At 69.7% G+C, this 20,932-nt stretch carries 19 protein-coding genes and 1 tRNA gene; 8 read left to right on the top strand and 12 right to left on the bottom strand.

The window, feature by feature from the left end:
• Nucleotides 1–16 precede the first annotated feature (16 nt).
• The 3 genes from EHO50_RS19315 (at nucleotide 17) to EHO50_RS19305 (ending at nucleotide 1,446) form a co-directional block, all read left to right on the top strand.
• The gene (locus EHO50_RS19315) at nucleotides 17–823 is read left to right on the top strand and encodes a trans-aconitate 2-methyltransferase (protein WP_128431433.1); all 807 of its coding nucleotides are present in this window, start codon (nucleotides 17–19) and stop codon (nucleotides 821–823) included.
• Between the two features lie 2 nt (nucleotides 824–825).
• Nucleotides 826–1,194 carry a VOC family protein gene (locus EHO50_RS19310; protein ID WP_128431432.1) on the top strand — a complete coding sequence of 123 codons (369 nt, stop codon included), beginning with the start codon at nucleotides 826–828 and terminating at the stop codon, nucleotides 1,192–1,194.
• Nucleotides 1,195–1,272: 78 nt separating this feature from the next.
• Complete coding sequence (locus EHO50_RS19305) at nucleotides 1,273–1,446, top strand: CsbD family protein (protein WP_128431431.1); 174 nt, start codon at nucleotides 1,273–1,275, stop codon at nucleotides 1,444–1,446.
• On the opposite strand, the gene EHO50_RS19300 is transcribed toward EHO50_RS19305, so the two are convergent.
• Both EHO50_RS19300 and EHO50_RS19295 read right to left on the bottom strand, forming a co-directional pair.
• On the bottom strand, nucleotides 1,443–2,120 hold the full coding sequence (locus EHO50_RS19300) for a TetR/AcrR family transcriptional regulator (protein ID WP_128431430.1): 678 nt from the start codon (nucleotides 2,118–2,120) through the stop codon (nucleotides 1,443–1,445). The two genes, EHO50_RS19305 and EHO50_RS19300, sit on opposite strands and share 4 nt — an antisense overlap.
• Entirely contained in the window at nucleotides 2,117–3,127 is a 1,011-nt protein-coding gene (locus EHO50_RS19295; RefSeq protein ID WP_128431429.1) for an acyl-CoA desaturase, read from the bottom strand. Before EHO50_RS19295 ends, EHO50_RS19300 begins: the two co-directional genes overlap by 4 nt.
• 309 nt (nucleotides 3,128–3,436) lie before the next feature.
• Between EHO50_RS19295 and ppc the strand changes: the two genes are divergently transcribed.
• Nucleotides 3,437–6,166, top strand: coding sequence for a phosphoenolpyruvate carboxylase (ppc, locus tag EHO50_RS19290; RefSeq protein WP_128431428.1), 2,730 nt, complete (start codon nucleotides 3,437–3,439; stop codon nucleotides 6,164–6,166).
• A gap of 74 nt (nucleotides 6,167–6,240) precedes the next feature.
• On the opposite strand, the gene EHO50_RS19285 is transcribed toward ppc, so the two are convergent.
• The 8 genes from EHO50_RS19285 to EHO50_RS19250 all read right to left on the bottom strand — a co-directional run bounded on the left by EHO50_RS19285 (nucleotide 6,241) and on the right by EHO50_RS19250 (nucleotide 12,711).
• The gene (locus tag EHO50_RS19285) at nucleotides 6,241–6,915 is read right to left on the bottom strand and encodes an LPXTG cell wall anchor domain-containing protein (RefSeq protein WP_128431427.1); all 675 of its coding nucleotides are present in this window, start codon (nucleotides 6,913–6,915) and stop codon (nucleotides 6,241–6,243) included.
• Nucleotides 6,916–7,052: 137 nt separating this feature from the next.
• Entirely contained in the window at nucleotides 7,053–7,541 is a 489-nt protein-coding gene (locus EHO50_RS19280) for a hypothetical protein (RefSeq protein ID WP_128431426.1), read from the bottom strand.
• A gap of 65 nt (nucleotides 7,542–7,606) precedes the next feature.
• Nucleotides 7,607–8,209 (bottom strand): aminoacyl-tRNA hydrolase, encoded by a 603-nt coding sequence (gene pth, locus EHO50_RS19275; RefSeq protein ID WP_128431425.1) that lies wholly within the window; start codon nucleotides 8,207–8,209, stop codon nucleotides 7,607–7,609.
• A 96-nt stretch (nucleotides 8,210–8,305) separates the two neighbouring features.
• On the bottom strand, nucleotides 8,306–8,902 hold the full coding sequence (locus tag EHO50_RS19270) for a 50S ribosomal protein L25/general stress protein Ctc (RefSeq protein ID WP_128431424.1): 597 nt from the start codon (nucleotides 8,900–8,902) through the stop codon (nucleotides 8,306–8,308).
• 173 nt (nucleotides 8,903–9,075) lie between these two features.
• Nucleotides 9,076–10,056, bottom strand: a complete 981-nt coding sequence (locus EHO50_RS19265) for a ribose-phosphate diphosphokinase (RefSeq protein ID WP_128431423.1) — start codon at nucleotides 10,054–10,056, stop codon at nucleotides 9,076–9,078.
• Nucleotides 10,057–10,188: 132 nt separating this feature from the next.
• A complete protein-coding gene (gene glmU, locus EHO50_RS19260) occupies nucleotides 10,189–11,637 on the bottom strand; it encodes a bifunctional UDP-N-acetylglucosamine diphosphorylase/glucosamine-1-phosphate N-acetyltransferase GlmU (RefSeq protein WP_128431422.1) in 1,449 nt (482 codons plus the stop codon).
• A 123-nt stretch (nucleotides 11,638–11,760) separates the two neighbouring features.
• Nucleotides 11,761–11,836, bottom strand: a tRNA-Gln gene (locus tag EHO50_RS19255).
• 14 nt (nucleotides 11,837–11,850) lie between these two features.
• The gene (locus EHO50_RS19250) at nucleotides 11,851–12,711 is read right to left on the bottom strand and encodes a hypothetical protein (RefSeq protein ID WP_128431421.1); all 861 of its coding nucleotides are present in this window, start codon (nucleotides 12,709–12,711) and stop codon (nucleotides 11,851–11,853) included.
• A gap of 167 nt (nucleotides 12,712–12,878) precedes the next feature.
• Here EHO50_RS19250 and EHO50_RS19245 point away from each other — a divergent pair, with 167 nt between their 5' ends.
• Nucleotides 12,879–14,210, top strand: coding sequence for a sensor histidine kinase (locus tag EHO50_RS19245; protein ID WP_128431420.1), 1,332 nt, complete (start codon nucleotides 12,879–12,881; stop codon nucleotides 14,208–14,210).
• A 27-nt stretch (nucleotides 14,211–14,237) separates the two neighbouring features.
• On the opposite strand, the gene EHO50_RS19240 is transcribed toward EHO50_RS19245, so the two are convergent.
• Both EHO50_RS19240 and EHO50_RS19235 read right to left on the bottom strand, forming a co-directional pair.
• Nucleotides 14,238–14,732: an SUKH-3 domain-containing protein gene (locus EHO50_RS19240; RefSeq protein ID WP_128431419.1), complete on the bottom strand. Its 495-nt coding sequence runs from the start codon at nucleotides 14,730–14,732 to the stop codon at nucleotides 14,238–14,240.
• 71 nt (nucleotides 14,733–14,803) lie between these two features.
• The gene (locus EHO50_RS19235) at nucleotides 14,804–15,319 is read right to left on the bottom strand and encodes a YwqJ-related putative deaminase (protein ID WP_181449657.1); all 516 of its coding nucleotides are present in this window, start codon (nucleotides 15,317–15,319) and stop codon (nucleotides 14,804–14,806) included.
• Between the two features lie 317 nt (nucleotides 15,320–15,636).
• Between EHO50_RS19235 and EHO50_RS19230 the strand changes: the two genes are divergently transcribed.
• The 3 genes from EHO50_RS19230 (at nucleotide 15,637) to EHO50_RS19220 (ending at nucleotide 20,932) form a co-directional block, all read left to right on the top strand.
• Nucleotides 15,637–16,632, top strand: a complete 996-nt coding sequence (locus EHO50_RS19230; protein WP_128431417.1) for an SMI1/KNR4 family protein — start codon at nucleotides 15,637–15,639, stop codon at nucleotides 16,630–16,632.
• An 8-nt stretch (nucleotides 16,633–16,640) separates the two neighbouring features.
• Nucleotides 16,641–19,646: an SUKH-4 family immunity protein gene (locus EHO50_RS19225; protein WP_128431416.1), complete on the top strand. Its 3,006-nt coding sequence runs from the start codon at nucleotides 16,641–16,643 to the stop codon at nucleotides 19,644–19,646.
• Nucleotides 19,647–20,044: 398 nt separating this feature from the next.
• Nucleotides 20,045–20,932 carry a DivIVA domain-containing protein gene (locus tag EHO50_RS19220; RefSeq protein ID WP_128431415.1) on the top strand — a complete coding sequence of 296 codons (888 nt, stop codon included), beginning with the start codon at nucleotides 20,045–20,047 and terminating at the stop codon, nucleotides 20,930–20,932.

The following is a 20,932-nucleotide window of genomic DNA, read 5'->3' as shown; positions in this document are numbered from 1 at the left end:
ACAGGAGGCCTTGCCCATGTCCGCTGCCGCCCCCACCTGGGATCCCGTCCAGTACCTGCGTCACGCCGACCACCGCGCCCGCCCCTTCACCGACCTCCTCGCCCGGGTCCCCGACCTCCCCGCCGAGCGGCCCCGCATCGCCGACCTGGGCTGCGGCCCCGGCAACGTCACCGCCCTGCTCGCGCAGCGCTGGCCCACGGCCCGGATCACCGGCTACGACAACTCCGCCGACATGCTCGACAAGGCTCACGTCGAGCACGAAGGGCCGACGCCGGGCGGCGGCCGCCTCGACTTCGCCCACGCCGACGTACGGACGTGGACGCCCGGGGAGCCGTACGACCTGATCATCAGCAATGCCACCCTGCAGTGGGTGCCCGGGCACGTGGACCGGTTCGCGGACTGGGTGCGGGGCCTGCGCCCCGGCGGCACCCTCGCCTTCCAGGTCCCCGGCAACTTCGACGCCCCGAGCCACCGCCTGATGCGCGACCTCGCCCACCGCCACGGCCTCACCGACACCCTGCGCCACGACGACGCCGTGCTCACCCCGCAGGCCTACCTGGCCGCGCTGACCGGCCTGGGCTGCACCGCGGACGTCTGGGAGACGACGTACGTCCATCTCCTGACCGGCGAGGATCCAGTACTGGACTGGGTGAAGGGAACAGGCCTGCGCCCCATCCTGACGGCCCTCGCCGACACCCCCGACCAGCGGGAAGCCTTCCTGCACGACTACCGGGCGGCCCTGCGGGAGGCGTACCCGCCCGGCGCACACGGCACGCCGTTCCCGTTCCGCAGGATCTTCGCCGTCGCCCGCAAGGAGGCCTGACCTTGCTCACCGCCGTCGACCACGTCCAGCTCGCCGCCCCGCGGGGGTCCGAGGACCGGCTGCGCGCGTACTACGTCGATGTCCTCGGCATGACCGAGGTCCCGAAGCCGCCTGTACTCGCGGCGCGGGGAGGGTGCTGGTTCCAGGCCCAGTCCGTGCAACTGCACCTGGGGATCGAGGAGAACTTCCGGCCGTCGAAGAAGGCGCACCCCGGGCTTCGGGTCACCGGCATCGAGGCGTACGCGGCCCGGCTGGCGGACCGAGGAGCGGCCGTCACCTGGGACGAGAACCTGCCGGGGCACAAGCGGTTCTACTCGTACGACCCCGCCGGCAACCGGCTGGAGTTCCTGGAACCGGTGACCGTTGTTTGAGCCCTCTGTTTGAGCGCCACCGCGGAGGGTCACCCGCTGGGTGGACCACGACGTCAAGCCTTGCGAGGAGTGAGGGACGTGGCGAAGGAAGAGAAGGCCAGGGGTAAGAAAGAACAGCTGAAGGGCAAGGCCAAGGAAACGATGGGCCGCACGGTCGGCAACGAGGAGCTGACCGCCGAAGGCAAGGCCGAGAAGAGGAAGGGCAACGCCCGCCAGATGAAGGAGAAGGGGAAGGACACCTTCAAGGGCTAGCTCTTGCGGTGCCCTATCAGTCGCGGCTTCGGCTCCAGGCCGTCCAGCCCGTGCCAGGCCAGGTTCACCAGATGGGCCGCCACCTCCGCCTTCTTCGGGCGGCGGACGTCCAGCCACCACTGGCCGGTCAGGGCGACCATCCCGACCAGGGCCTGCGCGTACAGCGGGGCCAGCTTGGGGTCGAAGCCGCGGCTCTTGAACTCGCGGCCCAGGATGTCCTCCACCTGGGTGGCGATGTCCGAGATGAGAGACGCGAAGGAACCCGTCGACTGCGGGATCGGCGAGTCACGGACCAGGATGCGGAAGCCGTCCGTGTACTCCTCGATGTAGTCCAGCAGCGCGAAGGCCGCCTGCTCGCACAGTTCCCGGGGGTGCCCGGCCGTCAGGGAGCTCGTCACCATGTCCAGCAGGCGGCGCATCTCACGGTCCACCACGACCGCGTACAGGCCCTCCTTGCCACCGAAGTGCTCGTACACCACCGGCTTCGAGACGCCCGCCTTCGCGGCGATCTCCTCCACCGACGTGCCCTCGAAGCCCTTCGCGGCAAAAAGGGTGCGACCGATCTCCAGAAGCTGCTGGCGGCGCTCGGCGCCCGTCATCCGGGTGCGCCGCGCACGCCGCGGCTTCTCATTGCTCGGGGTGCTGCTGGAGTCGGTCGCCACGCCGTCAATCATGCCGCCTTCGCAGGCTCCTTCCGGCGCCGGGAGCCGCCTTCCTCGGTGTTCCGGCGTGAATCGATACGCGAGCGTGACGGCCAGCGCACGTCATAGGCCCAGCCGAGCATCTCGAACCAGCGGATGAACCGCGCCGAGGAGTCGATCTGCCCGCGCTCCACACCGTGCCGCGCGGAGGTCGGGTCGGCGTGGTGCAGGTTGTGCCAGGACTCGCCGCACGACAGGACCGCCAGCCACCACACGTTGCCCGAGCGGTCACGCGACTTGAACGGACGCTTGCCCACCGCGTGGCAGATCGAGTTGATCGACCACGTCACGTGGTGCAGCAGGGCCACCCGGACGAGCGAGCCCCAGAAGAACCCCGTGAACGCGCCCCACCAGGACATCGTCACCAGACCGCCGATCAGGGCGGGCAGGGCCAGCGAGAGCATCGTCCAGTAGATGAACTGACGGGAGATCGCGCGGATCGCCGGGTCCTTGACCAGATCCGGCGCGTACTTCTCCTGCGGCGTCTGCTCCTCGTCGAACATCCATCCGATGTGCGCCCACCACAGGCCCTTCATCAGGGCCGGAAGGGTCTCGCCGAACCGCCACGGGGAGTGCGGGTCGCCCTCGGCGTCCGAGAACTTGTGGTGCTTGCGATGGTCGGCCACCCAGCGCACGATCGGGCCCTCGACCGCCATCGAGCCCGCGACCGCCAGCGCGATCCGCAGGGGCCGCTTGGCCTTGAACGAACCATGGGTGAAGTAGCGGTGGAAGCCGATCGTGATGCCGTGGCAGCCCAGGAAGTAGAAGAAGACCATCAGGCCGAGGTCGAGCCAGCTCACTCCCCAGCCCCAGGCCAGCGGAACCGCCGCGACGAGCGCGACGAACGGGACGGTGATGAAGAGGAGGAGCGCGATCTGCTCGATCGACCGCTTCTTCTCCCCGCCCAGCGTGGCAGAGGTGGTCGTGGTGTCGTCGTTCGCCTTCGGGGCGTCTTCGATCACATCGGAGCTCGTGGTCATGGGCGTCCCCTGTGGGGTTTCGAGGGTTGTGGCAGGTGCCGGGTCGCGGGAACTGTTCCCAGGTTCCGTTACATCGGACCCTACGGTTCCGTAACCTACGGCGTCGTAAGTATGGCAGTGCGTCGCCCGGCGGCAAGAGCCCGAGAGACTGCGCGTCCGCATGGACACCTATCCTTGGAGTCGGTCGGACAGCGCGGTCCGCTCTGAATTCTTCCCGGATGCCAGGAGCCGTATGCGGCCCCCGCCGCGCGGCCCCAGGGCGCCGGGTTCCCTCCCGGACGAGCTTCAACACTGCAAGGAGCCGCACCTGTGAGCAGTGCCGACGACCAGACCACGACCAGCAGTGAGCTGCGTGCCGACATCCGCCGACTGGGTGACCTCCTGGGCGAGACCCTCGTCCGGCAGGAGGGCCCCGAGCTGCTCGAGCTCGTCGAGAAGGTCCGCCGCCTCACCCGCGAGGACGGCGAGGCCGCCGCCGAGCTGCTGCGTGGCACGGAGCTGGACACCGCGGCCAAGCTGGTCCGCGCCTTCTCCACCTACTTCCACCTGGCCAACGTCACCGAACAGGTCCACCGAGGCCGCGAGCTGCGCGCCCGGCGCGCCGCCGAGGGCGGCCTCCTCGCCCGTACGGCCGACCGGCTCAAGGACGCCGACGCCGAACACCTGCGCCAGACGATCAAGCACCTCAACGTCCGCCCCGTCTTCACGGCCCACCCCACCGAGGCCGCCCGCCGCTCCGTCCTCAACAAGCTCCGGCGCATCGCCGCGCTCCTGGAGACCCCGGTCCTCGACGGAGACCGACGCCGGCACGACACCCGACTGGCCGAGAACATCGACCTCGTATGGCAGACGGACGAGCTGCGCGTCGTACGCCCCGAACCGGCCGACGAGGCCCGCAACGCCATCTACTACCTCGACGAACTGCACGCCGGCGCCGTCGGCGACGTCCTGGAGGACCTCACCGCGGAACTGGAGCGCGTCGGCCACAAGCTCCCCGACGACACCCGCCCGCTCACCTTCGGCACCTGGATCGGCGGCGACCGCGACGGCAACCCCAACGTCACCCCCCAGGTGACCTGGGACGTCCTCATCCTCCAGCACGAGCACGGCATCAACGACGCCCTGGAGATGATCGACGAGCTGCGCGGCTTCCTGTCGAACTCCATCCGCTACACCGGCGCCACCGAGGAGCTCCTGGACTCCCTCAAGGCCGACCTCGAAGCCCTCCCCGAGATCAGCCCCCGCTACAAGCGCCTCAACGCCGAGGAGCCCTACCGGCTCAAGGCCACCTGCATCCGGCAGAAGCTGGAGAACACCAAGACGCGCCTGGCCAGGAACATCCCGCACGAACCCGGCCGCGACTACCTCGGCACCAGCGAGCTCCTGCACGACCTCAAGCTGATCCAGACCTCACTGCGCGCACACCGAGGCGCACTCTTCGCCGACGGCCGCATGGACCGCACCATCCGCACCCTGTCCGCGTTCGGCCTCCAGCTCGCCACCATGGACGTCCGCGAACACGCCGACGCCCACCACCACGCCCTCGGCCAGCTCTTCGACCGCCTCGGCGAGGAGTCCTGGCGCTACGCCGACATGCCCCGCGACTACCGCTCCAAGCTCCTCGCCAAGGAGCTCCGCTCGCGCCGCCCCCTCGCGCCCACCCCGGCGCCCGTCGACGCCGCCGGGGAGAAGACCCTCGGCGTCTTCCAGACCATCAAGAAGGCCCTGGCGGTCTTCGGACCCGAGGTCATCGAGTCGTACATCATCTCCATGTGCCAGGGCGCCGACGACGTCTTCGCGGCCGCCGTCCTCGCCCGCGAGGCCGGCCTGATCGACCTGCACGCCGGCTGGGCCAAGATCGGCATCGTCCCGCTCCTGGAGACCACCGACGAGCTCAAGGCCGCCGACACCATCCTGGAGGACATGCTCTCCGACCCGTCCTACCGGCGCCTGGTCGCGCTGCGCGGCGACGTCCAGGAGGTCATGCTCGGCTACTCCGACTCCTCCAAGTTCGGCGGCATCACCACCAGCCAGTGGGAGATCCACCGCGCCCAGCGCCGCCTGCGTGACGTGGCACATCGATACGGGGTGCGCCTGAGGCTGTTCCACGGCCGCGGCGGCACCGTCGGCCGCGGCGGCGGCCCCTCCCACGACGCGATCCTCGCCCAGCCCTGGGGCACCCTGGAGGGCGAGATCAAGGTCACCGAGCAGGGCGAGGTCATCTCCGACAAGTACCTCGTGCCGTCCCTGGCGAGGGAGAACCTGGAGCTGACGGTCGCGGCGACTCTGCAGGCCTCCGCCCTGCACACAGCCCCCCGCCAGTCCGTCGAGGCCCTCGCCCGCTGGGACGCCGCCATGGACGTCGTCAGCAACGCCGCCGAGGCCGCCTATCGCAAGCTCGTCGAAGACCCCGACCTGCCGACGTACTTCCTCGCCTCCACACCGGTCGACCAGCTCGCCGACCTGCACCTGGGCTCGCGGCCCTCCCGCCGCCCCGGCTCGGGAGTCTCGCTCGACGGACTGCGCGCCATCCCGTGGGTCTTCGGCTGGACCCAGTCCCGGCAGATCGTCCCCGGCTGGTTCGGCGTGGGATCGGGGCTGAAGGCGCTGCGCGAGGCCGGCCTCGACACCGTGCTCGACGAGATGCACGAACAGTGGCACTTCTTCCGCAACTTCATCTCCAACGTCGAGATGACGCTCGCCAAGACCGACCTGCGGATCGCCGCCCACTACGTCGACACGCTGGTGCCGGACGAGCTGAAGCACGTCTTCGACGCCATCCGCGCCGAACACGATCTGACCGTCGCCGAGGTCCTCAAGGTCACCGGCGAGAAGGAACTCCTCGACGCGGCACCGGTCCTCAAGCAGACCTTCTCCATCCGCGACGCCTACCTCGACCCCATCTCCTACCTCCAGGTCGCCCTCCTCAAGCGCCAGCGCGACGCCGCCGCCGCGGGCGCCGACCCCGACCCGCTGCTGGCCCGAGCCCTGCTGCTCACCGTGAACGGCGTGGCGGCCGGCCTGCGCAACACCGGCTGAACAACCCCGCACATGACGGTGCCCCCGTGCTTCGTACGAGCACGGGGGCACCGTTCGTTCCACAACCCCGGCGATCAGGCCTTACGACGCCGGAACACCAGGTACCCGCCCGCGCCCAGCAGCGCCGCCGCAGCCGCCGACAGCAGGCCCACCGGAGCACCGTTACCGGTCTCGGCGAGGTCACCCTCGGCGCCGCCCTGCGGCGACGGGGACGCCGCCGGGTCGCCCTCGGAGGACGTCGACGGGCTCGCGCCCGGGTCGGTGGTGGACTCGCCCGGCGTGCCGGACGGGGACGCCGAGGCGGACGGCGAGGCCGTGCCGCCGCCACCCGGCTCCTCGTCCTCGCAGTCCGTCCAGAACACCTTGTGCTTGGCGGAGCCGTTCTCGCCCTCGAAGTTCCAGAACAGCTTGTAGTGCCCATCGGCCAGCGTCATGTCCTCCGTACGGCCATGACCCTCGCCGTCCAGGGTGATCGCACCGGACTTCACCGTCTCGCCCTTGACGGCGGCGGTCGGCGCCCACGCCTCGATGTGCCAGTCGACCTTCTGAACGCTGTCGAAACCGAACGCGTCCAGGTAGAACTCGCACACGTGCGGCTCGTTCTTGCGCAGCTCCTCGCCAGTAGTGGCGTCGTGGATCTTGACGGTGCCGTTGTCACCGGGAGCGGTCGCGTGAGCGGCGGCCGGTGCGGAGAAAACAGCGGCCGCGGCGACGGCGGACAGAGCGCCGACGCGGGTGAGGGTTCGCATGAGGCAGTAGTCCATCTTCGTGAAAGGAACGGGAAGATGTGGAGGGGGCGGCTCAGCATCCAGCCCGCACTGACCCCAGGTCAATCACGAACAGAGAACACTCAGATCCTCCACAGACATGGAGAACGCCGAAATCCTCAGATCGTCACGAAAGCTGCCGTCAGCAGCGCGATCCCCGACCCGGCCATCACCCACGCCGCCCGCGTCCGCCGCAGCCCACCTGCGACAACGACCGAAGCCAGCAACAGCGCACCACCCAGCGGAACCCAGGCGTAGAGAACACCCGCGGGCCCGGACCGTACGACATCGTCACTACCCGGCTTCACCACAACCGTGTACGTCTGCCCCTTACGCACCGCCACGTTCTTCTCGATGACGACCGACTCCCGCGGCTGCGACCCCGCCGAGATCGGCGCGTACGGCCCACTGCACGTGTGAGCACCACACCGCGTCACCTCGATCGTGCCGCTCTCCCGCCCCTTCGTCAGCATCACATGGTGCGCCGTACCCCACGACGCCCACACACCCGCGATCAGAATCAGCGCCGCGACCGTACCCATCGCCGCGAGACGCCCGAACCGCAGCACGGCCACAGCGCCCTGACTGGAAACAACGGCAGAAGGCATGGCCGCGATCCTTGGCCATGCCCCCACGCCCGGTCAACCTCGGCCCGGTCGAGCGGGCGGACAATTCACGAGTTGTACGTGCTTTGCGCCCGCTCCAACCCCTCGATCACCAGACACTCCACCGCGTCCGCCGCACGGTCCACGAAGTAGTCCAACTCCTTGCGCTCCGCCGACCCGAAATCCTTCAACACGAAGTCCGCCACCGGCATACGCCCCGGAGGCCGCCCGATCCCGAACCGCACCCGGTGATAGTCCGAACCCATCACCTTCGTCATCGACTTCAGCCCGTTGTGCCCGTTGTCCCCGCCACCCAGCTTCAGCCGCAGCATGCCGTAATCGATGTCCAACTCGTCATGAACAGCCACGATGTTGCCCACCGGCACCTTGTAGAAATCCCGCAAGGCATTGAGCGGACCACCGGAAAGATTCATGTACGACATCGGCTTCACCAAAACCACCCGCCGGTTCAACGGCCCCGGCGGCCCGATCCGCCCCTCCACGACCTGCGCCTGAGCCTTACCGGCCCGCTTGAACTTCCCCCCGATCCGCCCGGCCAGCAGATCCGCCACCATGAACCCCACGTTGTGCCGGTTCATCGCGTACTCGGGTCCCGGATTACCGAGGCCGGCGATCAGCCAAGGCGCGCTCGGGTCGCTCGTCACGTCCATGTCTCCTTGATACGCGCCAGCCGCTGCCCCCATCGGGAACAGCGGCTGACAAAGCGATGACAGAGCCGACGATCACGCCTCTGCCAGAGCCGAGAATCAGGCCTCGGCGACTTCCTCGCCCTCGGCGGCCCCACCCTCCGGGGCCTCCTCGGCCTGCGCGGACAGGACCTGCAGGACGACAGCGTCCTCCTCGATGGCCAGCGTGGTGCCCTTCGGCAGCGTGATGTCCTTGGCGAGGATGGAGGCACCGGCCTCCAGACCCTCGACGGACACGGTGACCGACTCGGGGATGTGCGTGGCCTCGGTCTCGACCGGCAGCGCGTTCAGCACGTGCTCCAGCAGGTTGCCACCAGCGGCCAGCTCGCCCTCGGTGTGCACCGGGATCTCGACCGTGACCTTCTCGCCCCGCTTGACCAGCTGCAGGTCGACGTGCTCCAGGAAACCCTTGATGGCGTCACGCTGGACGGCCTTCGGGATCGCCAGCTCGTTGGTCTTGCCGTCGATGTCCAGCGCGATCAGAACGTTCGGCGTACGCAGCGCCAGCAGCAGGTCGTGACCCGGAAGCGTCAGGTGCAGCGGGTCCGAACCGTGGCCGTACAGGACACCGGGAACCTTCGAGTCACGACGGATACGACGGGCGGCACCCTTACCGAACTCGGTACGGGTCTCGGCGGAGATCTTTACCTCGGACATGATCACTCCTCGTAGAACTAGAACGGACGTGGTCACCCGGCCACGAACGGCCTGCTACGAAGAGCGCGTCGATAACGGACCGCCGTACAAGCCTCACAAGAAGCGGTACGGCCTCCCTCGCCGAGCAACTGAAGCAGTCTACTCGGCAAAGGAGGCCGCACCCAAAAGGATCTCTACTGCTCGTCGAACAGACTCGTCACCGAACCGTCCTCGAACACCTCACGCACCGCACTCGCGATCGTCGGCGCGATCGACAGCACCGTCAGCTTGTCCAGATCCCGGCTCAGCTCACCCGGCGTCGGCAGCGTGTTCGTGAACACGAACTCACTCACCCGAGAGTTCTTCAGCCGGTCCGCAGCCGGCCCCGACAGCACACCGTGCGTCGCCGTGACGATGACATCCTCGGCACCATGCGCGAACAGCGCATCAGCCGCCGCACAGATCGTCCCACCAGTGTCGATCATGTCGTCGACCAGCACACACACACGACCCTTGACCTCACCCACGACCTCATGGACGGTCACCTGGTTCGCCACGTCCTTGTCCCGCCGCTTGTGCACGATGGCAAGCGGAGCACCGAGACGGTCACACCAGCGGTCAGCCACCCGAACCCGCCCGGCATCCGGCGAGACAACGGTCAGCTTCTCCTTGTCGACCTTGGCACCCACATAGTCCGCAAGCAGCGGAAGAGCGAAGAGATGGTCGACCGGACCATCGAAGAAGCCCTGGATCTGGTCCGTGTGCAGATCCACGGTCAGGAGGCGATCCGCACCCGCGGTCTTCATCAGATCCGCGATCAGACGCGCCGAAATCGGTTCACGCCCACGGTGCTTCTTGTCCTGCCGCGCGTAACCGTAGAACGGCACGATCACCGTGATGGAGCGAGCCGACGCACGCTTCAGCGCGTCGATCATGATCAACTGCTCCATGATCCACTGATTGATCGGAGCCGTGTGGCTCTGAATCACAAAGCAGTCCGCACCACGCGCCGACTCCTGATAACGGACATAGATCTCACCGTTGGCGAAGTCGAAGGCCTTCGTCGGGACAACCCCGACACCCAACTGCTGGGCGACCTCCTCGGCAAGCTCGGGGTGGGCGCGGCCGGAGAAGAACATCAACTTCTTCTCGCCGGTCGTCTTGATCCCGGTCACAGCACTGTCTCCTCAGAGGTGTCGCAGCTGGGTGTCGAGACACCACGCCGCTGCGCGCGACGAGCCGTCTCAGCTGGTGGGTGCGGGTGTGCACTTATCACGGTACGCCGTGTTTGACGCACCTGTTTCCGGTCAGTCCTCGCCCTCACCCTGACGAGAGGCCACCTCAGCCGCCTTCGCGGCCGCACTGCCCGGACGCTTACGAGCCACCCAACCCTCGATATTCCGCTGCTGACCACGGGCCACAGCCAGCGAACCGGGCGGCACATCCTTCGTGATCACAGAGCCGGCCGCGGTGTACGCGCCGTCCCCGATCGTGACAGGAGCCACAAACATGTTGTCCGAACCGGTACGGACATGCGAGCCGACCGTCGTGTGGTGTTTGTCCTGTCCGTCATAGTTCACGAAAACACTCGCGGCACCGATGTTGGAGTACTCACCGATCGTCGCGTCCCCCACGTACGACAGATGAGGCACCTTCGTCCCCTCACCGATCGACGCGTTCTTCGTCTCCACATACGTACCGATCTTGCCCTTCGCACCCAGCCGGGTACCGGGCCGCAGATACGCGTACGGTCCCACCGACGCACCCGGCCCGATGTGAGAGCTGTAGGCCACCGTGTTGTCGACACGGGCACCGGCGTCGACACGCGTGTCCGTGAGCCGACTGTTCGGCCCCACCTCCGCGCCCTCACCGACGTGAGTGGACCCATGCAGCTGGGTGCCCGGGTGCACGACCGCATCCTGCTCGAACGTGACGGTCACATCGACCCAGGTCGTGGCCGGGTCGATGACCGTGACACCGTCGAGCATGGCCCGGTTCAGCAACCGGTCGTTGAGGATGCGACGCGCCTCGGACAGCTGCACACGGTTGTTGATCCCCGCGATCTCACGGTGATCGCCGGCAACGGAAGCACCGACGCGGTGACCGGCCTCGCGAAGAATCCCCAGGACGTCGGTGAGGTACTCCTCGCCCTGACTGTTGTCGGTGCGGACCTTCCCGAGCGCGTCCGCGAGCAACTGCCCGTCGAACGCGAAGACACCGGAGTTGATCTCCCGGATCGCCCGCTGCGACTCCGTCGCGTCCTTGTGCTCGACGATCGCGGTCACAGCACCGGAGACACCGTCGCGCACGATCCGGCCGTACCCGGTCGCGTCCGGCACCTCGGCCGTCAGCACGGTGACCGCATTGCCGTCGGCGGCGTGGGTGGCGGCGAGGCGGGTCAGCGTCTCGCCGGTCAGGAGGGGAGTGTCCCCGCAGACGACGACCACGGTCCCGTCGACCGTGCCGCCGAGCTCCTCCAGAGCCATCCGTACGGCATGCCCCGTGCCGTTCTGCTCCGCCTGGATCGCGGTGCGCACACCGGGGTCGATCTCACCGAGGTGCGCGGTGACCTTCTCCCGCGCGTGACCCACGACCACGACCAGGTTCTCGGGCTGCAACTCGCGTGCGGCGGCGAGCACATGACCCACGAGGCTGCGTCCGCAGAGCTCGTGCAGGACCTTGGGTGTGGCCGACTTCATACGGGTGCCCTCACCCGCTGCGAGAACGACGACGGCTGCCGGGCGAATGGCGCTCACGGGATGCCCTTCGGCTGTGGAGGGGGTGGGGTGACATCCGCAGGATACCGGGGCGTTTCGTGGGGGACATGGGAGCGGGCCCTGACTTGGCAGTCAGGGCCCGAACCGAGGTCTTGTGTGCTGTGGCTCCCCCGCAAGGATTCGAACCTTGTCCTGCTAGATCCAAAATCTAGTGTGCTGCCAGTTACACCACGGGGGACAGCGCTTCAGACCTTACCGGAGACGTGCTTGCGCGTGGGCCACGATCCCGCTCCACCAGCCTTCGATGCGGTTGTACAGGTCAGCGCTTCTTGCCACGCCGATGACCAGGCAGCCGTGGTAGTCGTCGCCGGTGTTCTTCCGGACGGTCTTCGGGTTGTGCTTCTTGAGCGTCGGCTTGGCAAAGATCGAGACGTCGATGTCGGCGATCTCTGCCCAAAACCGGTGCGCGGCGTCAATGTCGGCAGACTCGTGGATAAGGACACGGAAGCCCAGGCGTTCCCGGTTCACATCGAGCAGTTCGAGCCAGGCTAGGTAAGTCTGGATCACGCCCGGGTCGCTGTTGACGAAGATGGCGCGCTCTCGGCGGTCGTACGGCTTGCTCTTCGATCCCTCGGCCCAGTACAGCGCGACCCCTGCCATGAACAGCTCGCGGTCCGTCAGTTCGCCGATCTCCCGGCAAGCTCCGAGCTTGGTCTTCTTGCGCTCCGCGTTCTCCGCCGCACGCCTCCTCGCCAGGCCTTCGTGCATGAGGGCCCGCTGTTCCTCCGGTGTGTAGCGAGGCTCGGGCCTTGGCAGATCCCGTACCCAAAGCGACACCGAGCTCCTGGAGCACCCCAGCTCCGCCTCGATCTGGTCGTACGTCCATCCCTGGAGCCGTAGCTCCCGCGCCTTCGCCTTCAGGTCGTCCTTCGCGTTCGGTCGCTTCGTCCACTCCGGCGGTGGTTCCCCCTTCACTAGCTGGTTGAGGATGTCGTTGTTGAAGATCTTCAACTCGTCGCGGATCTGCCGAAGGCTGTAGCCCCGCCGCCGCAGTGCCACCGCCTGCTCCCGCAGCCCCTCGAAGTCGGCGTATTTGCCTTGTGGATGTGCCATAGGCATACCGTCCGGGCGGAATGATCGCTTCCGGCGTCGAACGGTGAGCGATTCAGCAGTTCGAGGGATATCGGGTGGTTTCGCTTACGTTCGGTTACGCGCTGTGGTGTAGGCCAGTCCACAAAAGTCGCCGGAAAACCGGGCCGGGGCGCCCGTAGGCTGGAGGCATGACCACGACGGGGGAAGCCCACGCAGAGGCGCCGCCACCGGGGGCGGGGCCGTGGTGGTGGGGCAGGGTGCGCAGTGCGGTGCTGGACGTGAGTCTGGCTGTCGTGTCGGCGCTGGAGTGCGGGGGCGAGGGGGTTCGGTTCGCGCGGGATGCCGGGATTCCGGAGGCCGCGGGGGTTGTGTTCGGGGTGTTGGCCGGGTCGGTGCTGGTGTTGCGGCGGCGGTGGCCCATCGCTGTGGTGCTGGTGTCCATTGCCGTCATGCCCGCCCAGATGGGGTTCCTGATGGGCATCGTCGGGCTGTACACCCTCGCCGCTTCCGAGCTGCCGCGGCGGATCATCGCCTCGCTGGCGGGGATGTCGTTCGTCGGGATGCTGATCGTGACGTTCGTGTGGGTGCGGCAGGGCGTGGCGAGTGGGGATCTGACGTTCGGGGACTGGGTTGTTCCCCTTGCCTCTCTCACCACCGCGGTCGGTATGACCGCGCCGCCTCTTCTGCTCGGGCTGTATGTGGGGGCTCGGCGGCGGCTCATGGAGAGTCTGCGGGAGCGGGCCGACAGTCTTGAGCGGGAGCTTCAGTTGCTCGCGGAGCGGGCCGAGGAGCGGGCGGAGTGGGCGCGGGGCGAGGAGCGGACCCGGATCGCGCGGGAGATGCATGACGTCGTCGCGCATCGGGTGAGTCTGATGGTGGTGCATGCCGCTGCGCTGCAGGCTGTGGCGAGGAAGGATCCCGAGAAGGCTGTGCGGAATGCCGCGCTCGTGGGGGACATGGGGCGGCAGGCGTTGACCGAGTTGCGGGAGATGCTCGGTGTGCTGCGCAGTGGCAGTGCGGAGAGGGTTCAGCGGGTTGTCGTGCCGCTTGCCGCTGTGGGGGCTGCCGCTGCTGCGGCTGCTGATCGGGAGATGGGTGGCGGTGGGGACGAGGGTGGTGCCGAGGGGCCTTGTCTGTCCGAGTTGGATGAGTTGATCGGGCAGTCGGCCGCTGCGGGGATGGCGGTGGATCTGTCCGTGGAGGGGGAGTCGCGGTCGTATGCGCCGGAGGTCGAGCAGACGGCGTATCGGGTGGTGCAGGAGGCGTTGACGAACGTCCACAAGCATGCGGCGGGGGCGAAGACGCATGTGCGGTTGGCGCATCGGGTGTCGGAGATCGCGATGCAGGTGGAGAACGAGCCGCCGCCGGAGGTGTCGTCGGCGGGGTCGGCGCGGTTGCCGTCGGGGGGCAACGGTCTGGTGGGGATGAAGGAGCGGGTCGTGGGGCTGGGCGGGGTGTTTGTGTCCGGGCCGACGGATGCGGGGGGTTTTCGGGTGTCGGCGGTGATTCCGGCGGCGTAGTGGCGTCGGCGGGGGTGTGTAGGTGTGTCAGCCGGCTGTGAGGCGTGCCGGTTCTATGCCTGAGACGAGGCCGGCGAGGGCTTGGTCGATGTCGGGGCCGAGGTACCAGTCGCCGGTGTGGTCGAGGGCGTAGATGCGGCCTTCGGTGTCGATGGCGAGGAGGGCCTGGGTCTCGGTTTCGGTGCCGAGGGGGCAGACCTCGGTGTCGAGGGCGCGGCCGAGGTCGCCGAGGGTGCGGGCCATGTGGAGGCCGTGGAGCGGGTCGAAGTGGACGTGGGCGGGGGCGACCTGGCGGCCGGGGCCGGTGGGGGTGAGGTGGAGGCCGCCGAATTCGGCCCAGGCCTCTACGGCGGCGGGGAAGACGGCGTGGCGGTGACCGGCGGGTGAGGCGTGGTCGCGGAGGGTGTCCGCCCAGTATTCGGCCTGTTTGATGTCCCAGCGTCCGGGTTGCCAGCCGGCGGCGCGCAGGGCGGCGTCGACGGGGACGGGGAAGCGGGTGGTTGAGGTGCGGTCGGCTTGCATCGGCCCTTCGTTCGTCTCGTTCGTCGTCCGTGCTGTGTGTGCGTGTGTGTGCGTGTGTGGTGCGGTGGGGGTCAGTTGCCGGGGGTCGTCGGGTCGACGATGCGGACGCCGAAGTGGGCGCTGAGGGCGGTGCAGGCGCGGCAGGGTGTGGCGAAGCTGCCGTGGAGGGGGTCGCCGTCCTCGCGGATGCGGCGGGCGGTGAGCTTGGCCTGTTTGAGGGCTTTGCGGGCTTCGCCGTTGGTCATGGGTTTGCGGGCGGCGCGTTTGCTGCGGGCGTCGTCGGCGGCGGCGAGGTGCCGGGAGATGAGGATGGTCTCGGCGCAGCGGCCGGTGAAGCGGTCGCGTTCTGAGCTGGTGAGGGTGTCGAGGAAGTCCTGGACGAGGTGGTGCAGTGGTGGGGGTTGGTCGCCGCGGGCGGCGGTGCCGGTGAGGGTGGCGCCGCGGACGGAGAGGGCGGCGGCGACGGTGGGGAGTATGCCGTCGCGGCGGTGACGGAGGGTCGGCGCGTGGGGTGTTTCGGCGGCGCTCCAGCCGATGCGGGGGTCGCCGGAACTCGCTGCGTGTGGGCCTGTCTGCGTCGCGTTCATGTTCATCATCCCCTCCCGAGCATCCCCCGGGCATGCTCTCGGACGTCACAGAGTGCCAAAAGGCGTGGCGGGTGCGGAAGCTGGGGCCGTGCGACACGCCCGGGTTTGGGCGGGCTGTCACGGCGGGGTGACGGCTGGTCACGGAAGCGGAGGGGGTCGTGGCCGGTGCCGGTGACCGGTGTCGTCGTACCGCATAGGCTGTCGGCACCGCTTTCCGTGCGGTGACGTATGGACGCAGACGAGACAGTCGATACGGGGTGTTGTGACCGAGTGTGGTCATGGCGGGCCGTATCAGAACGCCGCAGGGGGCAACCGCCATGACGACAGGTCGGCTCGGGCAGCAAGCCGCGCCGCCGAACGCGGCCTACGCCGGGCAGGTCGTGCATTTCCCGGATCCGGTTCGGGCGTCCCGTCACCCGAGAGGAGTACGGGTGGACGAGCGTGGTTACCCCGACTTCTCGCCGTATGCGCGGGCGGCGGCGGAGATCGCGGAGCCGCCGGAGGGTTTCGGTGTCGACGAGTTGCGGCTGACGGACTATGTGTCGGCGAACGCGGCGCTGGCGGCGTCCGGGCACGATCTGTGGGACACGATCCCGGCGGTGGCGACGCCGCATGGCTGGACGTGGCATCACGTGGTGGGTTCGCGGCGGCTGGAGTTGGTTCCGGTCGAGGTGAAGGCGCTCCTCAGGCATCACGGTGGGATCGCGACGTCGACGGTGGACCAGCACAAGCGGGGGACGCGGCCGTTGCAGGAGACGCGGCCGGCGCATTTCGGGCTGCCGAAGTCGGGTGTGGCGGTGACGGAGCAGCAGGTGCTGGGGGTCGAGGAGGATCTCGGGTATCGGCTGCCGGGTGCGTATCGGTCGTTCCTGAAGGCGGCGGGTGGGTGTGCCCCCGTGGGCACGGCGCTGGACGCGGAGTTGGGGCTGCTGGTCGATCAGCCGCTGTTCACGGTGCGGGACGAGGCGGCGGTCAATGACCTGGTCTACGTCAACAAGTGCCTGCGGGACCATCTGACCAAGGACTACCTGGGTGTCGGGTTCGTGCAGGGCGGGTTGCTGACCGTGAAGGTGAAGGGCGAGCGGCTCGGTTCGGTGTGGTTCTGCGCGTACGACGACGCGCGGGACGTGGATCCTTCGTGGTCGCCGGCCGAGCGCGTGGAGCGGTTGCTGATGCCGTGCGGTGAGGACTTCGACGTGTTTCTGTCCCGACTGGCGGGTTCTCCGCCGGAGTTGGAGACGGTCGCGAATCTGATGGTGGACGGTGGCTTCGCGAGTGCGGTGCCCGTGGCTGCCGCGGCTGTGGGGGAGTGAGCTTCGCGATGGTGACGTTCGCGCAGGCGCAGGAGCGCGCGGAAGAGTGGATCAACGGGGATGTGCCGTCGTACCAGCATCGTGAGGTGCGGGTGCGGGAGTTCGAGCTCGGGTTCGTGGTGTGGGCGGAGGACCGTGCGGACGGTCCGCGCTCGGGCGGGGGTGCGCAGCGGCTGGTGATCGCCCGGGACAGTGGTGAGGCCACGTTGTGGCCTTCGCTGCCGGTGGGTGAGGTGATTCGCCGGTACGAGGAGGAGTACGGCCGTGCGGCCACGGTTGCGGAACCGGCTCCGGCGGCTCCGGCTCGGGTGGACCTGAATCAGACGTCGTTCCTGTTGACACCGCCGGAGTGGTTGCAGGAGGCGGCGGACCGGATAGGGGTTCCGGATCGGCGGGGCGGGGGTTCGAGCTCGGACTTCGACACGCGTGCCGGTGCGGGTGCGGGTGCGGGTGCGGGTGTGGCTGTGGATGCGGGCGAGGGCGCGTCCGGCGGTACGTCCGGTACGTCCGGAGGCGGGGCGCTGCCTGAGACGCACGGCGGGGTGCCGGGCGGCTCTTCGGCGCCTCCCGCTGCGGGGCTGCCCGGTGTGCCGGACGGGGCGACCCCTTGGGCCGGGACGGACACCAACGCCGATGCCGGTGAGGACCGTTCCGTGCCGTTGCCGGAGACGGTGTTCGCGCCGCCGTTGAGTGGTGACGACACCGCGCTGCCGGATGCCAAGACGGCGCTGATGTCGGGCGGGAGCCGGCTTCCGCCGACTGCGGTCGAGCCGGCGGTCGACGAGCCGAGCGCGCCGGGTGGCCAGGGTGGTGCGCCGCAGGGCAGCACGCCGCCACCGGGTGCGACGCCGCCGCCTGTGCCGGGGCCCGGTGGGGCGTCGTACGGCTATCCGCAGGGTGCGGGTGTGCCGGGTACGCCGCCTCCAGGGGCGACCCCTCCGCCGGTGCCGGGTGCGCCTTCGTACGGCTATCCGCAGGGTGCCGGTGCGCCGCAGGCTCCGGGTGGGCCGGGGCAGCCGCTCGCGCCGAACGCCGGGGACATCGCCGATGCCGCGACGCGCAAGGCGGCGCCTCCTCGTGCGCGGGGTGGGGCGACGCCGCCTCCGCCGCCGGGTGCGCCGGGGGTGCCGGGTGCGGGGGGTACGCCGCCTCCGCCGCCGCCCGCTCCGGGTGTGCCGTCCGCTCCGGGTACGCCGGGTGCGCCGGGGGTGCCTGGTGCGCCGGCGGGTGGGTACGTTCCGACGCAGCTCGTGTCGGCGCTCGGGCCCGATGGACCTGAGGGTGCTGCCGGGCCGGGGGCTCCGCAGGGGCCGGGTGTCGCTGACGCGCCTGGCGTGCCGCAGCCGCCTGGTGCCCCCAATCCGCCCGGCACGCCCGGCGGTACGCCTCCGGGCGGGGTGCACCATGCCGCTACGGTGCTGGCCGACCCGGGGCAGATGGGTGGCCCTCCGCAGCCTCCGGGTGCCCCGGGGATGCCTGGTGCTCCGCAGCCTCCCGGTCCTCCCGGTCCTCCCGGTGCGCCGCAGCCCCCGGGCGTCCCGCAGCCTCCCGGTGCCCCGGGCATGCCGGGTGGACCGGGCGCCCAGGGTTCCTCCGGCGGTGCGGGCGGTGCCGTTCACCACGCGGAGACCGTGCTGGCCGCGCCTCCGGTGGGCGGCCCCGGTGTGCCTCCGCCGCCGCCGGCGCCCGGGGTCCCGCAGCCACCGCAGGTCCCTGGCGTGCCTCAGCCTCTTGGCGCTCCCGGCGTTCCTGGTATGCCGCCGGGCGCCCCCCAGCCTCCCGGCGCCCCCGGTATGGCCCCGCCCGGCCCCGGTATGGCTCCGGGCGCCCCCGGTATGGCTCCGGGTGGTCCGGGTATGCCGCCCGGTGCCCCGCAGCCGCCCATGCCGCCGGGTGCGGTCCCGCCGCCTCCCGGTCAGCCCGGGCCAGGTCAGCACGGCCCCGGTCAACCTGGGCCGGGTCAGCCGGGTCAGCCGGGTCCCGGTCAGTCCGGGCCGGGCCGGCCCCCGGCGTACGGCTACCCCCAGCAGCCCACCGGCCAGCCGACCGTCGGCCCCGGCTATCAGGCCGTTCTCCGCTACCGCGCGCAGGACGGGTCGGAGCAGCAGCTGATCCGGCGTTCGGCGCCGGGGACGCCGCACCCGGAGTGGCAGATCTTCCACGAGCTGCGGGGCATGAACGTGCCCCCGGACCAGGTGCTGGAGCTGCACACCGAGTTGGAGTCGTGCGAGCTGCCGGGTGCCTACTGCGCACGGATGATCCGGGAGCAGTGGCCGCAGGCGCGGATCACGTCCATCGCGCCGTACGGCACGGATCACGCGAGCCGGCAGCAGGGCATGCAGCAACTGCTCGCGCACCAGGGCGAGTTGCACCAGGTGGCCGACGGGCCCGCCCGCCCGGCGCCGGTGCGCGCCCCGCTTCCGCAGGTGCACGCGGCGCCGCCGATTCCGCCGGAGGGCGTGGCGCAGGAGCTTGCGGGGGCGTTCGGGCCGGGGCTCTTCCGGTTCGAGCAGGCCGCCGTGTCGCGGCAGGGCGTGCCGCCGGTCGTGGCGCACAGCCTCGTCGTCGGCGGTCTGCCGATGGACATGGGCCCGTTCTTCTGGGCGCAGGCCCAGCCGGGGCGGCCCGTTCCGACGCTGGCGGAGCTGGCGGCCGAGCGCGGGGTGCAGCCGGCGTCGGACGCGGGCTCGTATCTCGTCATGGGCAGCGACTTCGGCAGGGCTCTGTGCGTGCAGTACGGGACGGCGAACATCGTCGCCGTGCCCGTGGAGGCGGGCCCGGGCGGCGCGCCCGTACCGCCGCAGTTCGTGAACACCGGGCTGCCCGAGTTCCAGCGCTGCCTGGCGCTGCTCGGCCGGATGTGGCGTCTTCGCTTCGGCCTGAACCAGGAGCAGGCGGGCCGCTGGACCGTCGACTTCCAGGCCCAGCTCGCCGCCCTCGACCCGGCGGCGCTCGGATCGCCGGAGAGCTGGTGGTCGGTGCTGCTGGAGCAGATGTGGGACGGGTTGCTGTGACGCCGCCCGGCTGCTTGTCGTGAGGTGACATCACCCGACTGCCGCTGACGGCGGCGGGTGGGTGGTGAAAGGGCCGGCTCTCGGTTGTGTGACCGGGGCCGGCCCTTTCGCATGCCCCGGGCGCCCGCATGCCATGACGCCCCGCACCAGCACGCCCGCGTGCCTTCGCCCCGCACGCCATGACATCCCCGCGCCCGCACGCCCCGCGCCCTCCCGACCCGCCCCTTCGCGCCCCTGTGCCTCGGCATCTCTCCTCTGTGTCTCCGCGCCTGTGCCGTGCCCCTGCGCCTACCTCGTGCCCCTGCGCGCGGAGTGTCGCGTTATGAGCGATTCCACCTGATACATCAAGATGGGCGCTAAATCATCATTTTTGTCGTTCGGTGGAGAGGGGTTCCAGGATGAGCAGCGCACCGGTCTCGCTCTACGACTTCGCGGTCGTACGAGGGCGTGGCTACCGTCCCGAACAGGTCGACGCCTACGTCGACGCCCTCTTCCACGACCGCGACGCCGCCTGGGAACGGGCCGCCCGCCTCACCGTCCTCGCCCGGGAGATGGAGGAGGAGGTGGAGCAGCTGCGTGAGGAGGTGGCGCAGCTCGCCCCGCAGACGTACGAGACGCTCGGGGGGCGTGCGCGGCGGATCCTCACGCTGGTGCAGGAGGAGGCCGAGAACCTGCGGGAAGGTGCGCGGCAGGAGGCACAGGCCCTGGTCGACGAGGCGCAGAAGCGCGCGAACGGCGTGCGTGACGCGGCACAGGCGTACGCGGACGCTGTACGCGCCGACGCGGAGGAGCGTGCCGATGAGCGGTTGCTCGCGGCGCGCGCCGAGGCGATCGAGCTCCGTGTCACCGCCCGGCGCGATGTGAAGGAGGGGCGCGGGGAGGTGCTCGGCACGTTGCGTGAGGTGCGGGAGCGCACCGCCGGGATGCTCACCGAGCAGGACAAGGAGCACACCACGCGGTGGACCGAGTTCGAGCGGGAGGCCGAGGAGCGGCTGGCGGCGCTGGAAGTGTTCGAGAAGGAGGGGATGGCGCGGGCCGAGGCCTCACTGGCCGAGGCGGAGCAGGAGCTCGCGGACGCGCACGCCTCGACGCAGCGCTTGCAGGAGGAGGCGCGGGCGCGCGCGACGGAGCTGCTCGCACAGGCCCGGCGACGGTCGGACGCCATCGCCCGGGAGACGGAACGGGTGCTGCGCGAGCACGGGGACATGTGGGACGACGTGCGGGCGCACATCGGGCAGATGCGGGTCAGCCTGACGGCGCTGACGGGGCAGGCCGCCCTGGAGTGA

This window comes from Streptomyces cyaneus (genome assembly GCF_004028635.1).
Lineage (GTDB): Bacteria > Actinomycetota > Actinomycetes > Streptomycetales > Streptomycetaceae > Streptomyces > Streptomyces cyaneus.
Note: the sequence above shows the minus strand (reverse complement) of the source record. Positions and strands in the feature narration are given on the sequence as shown.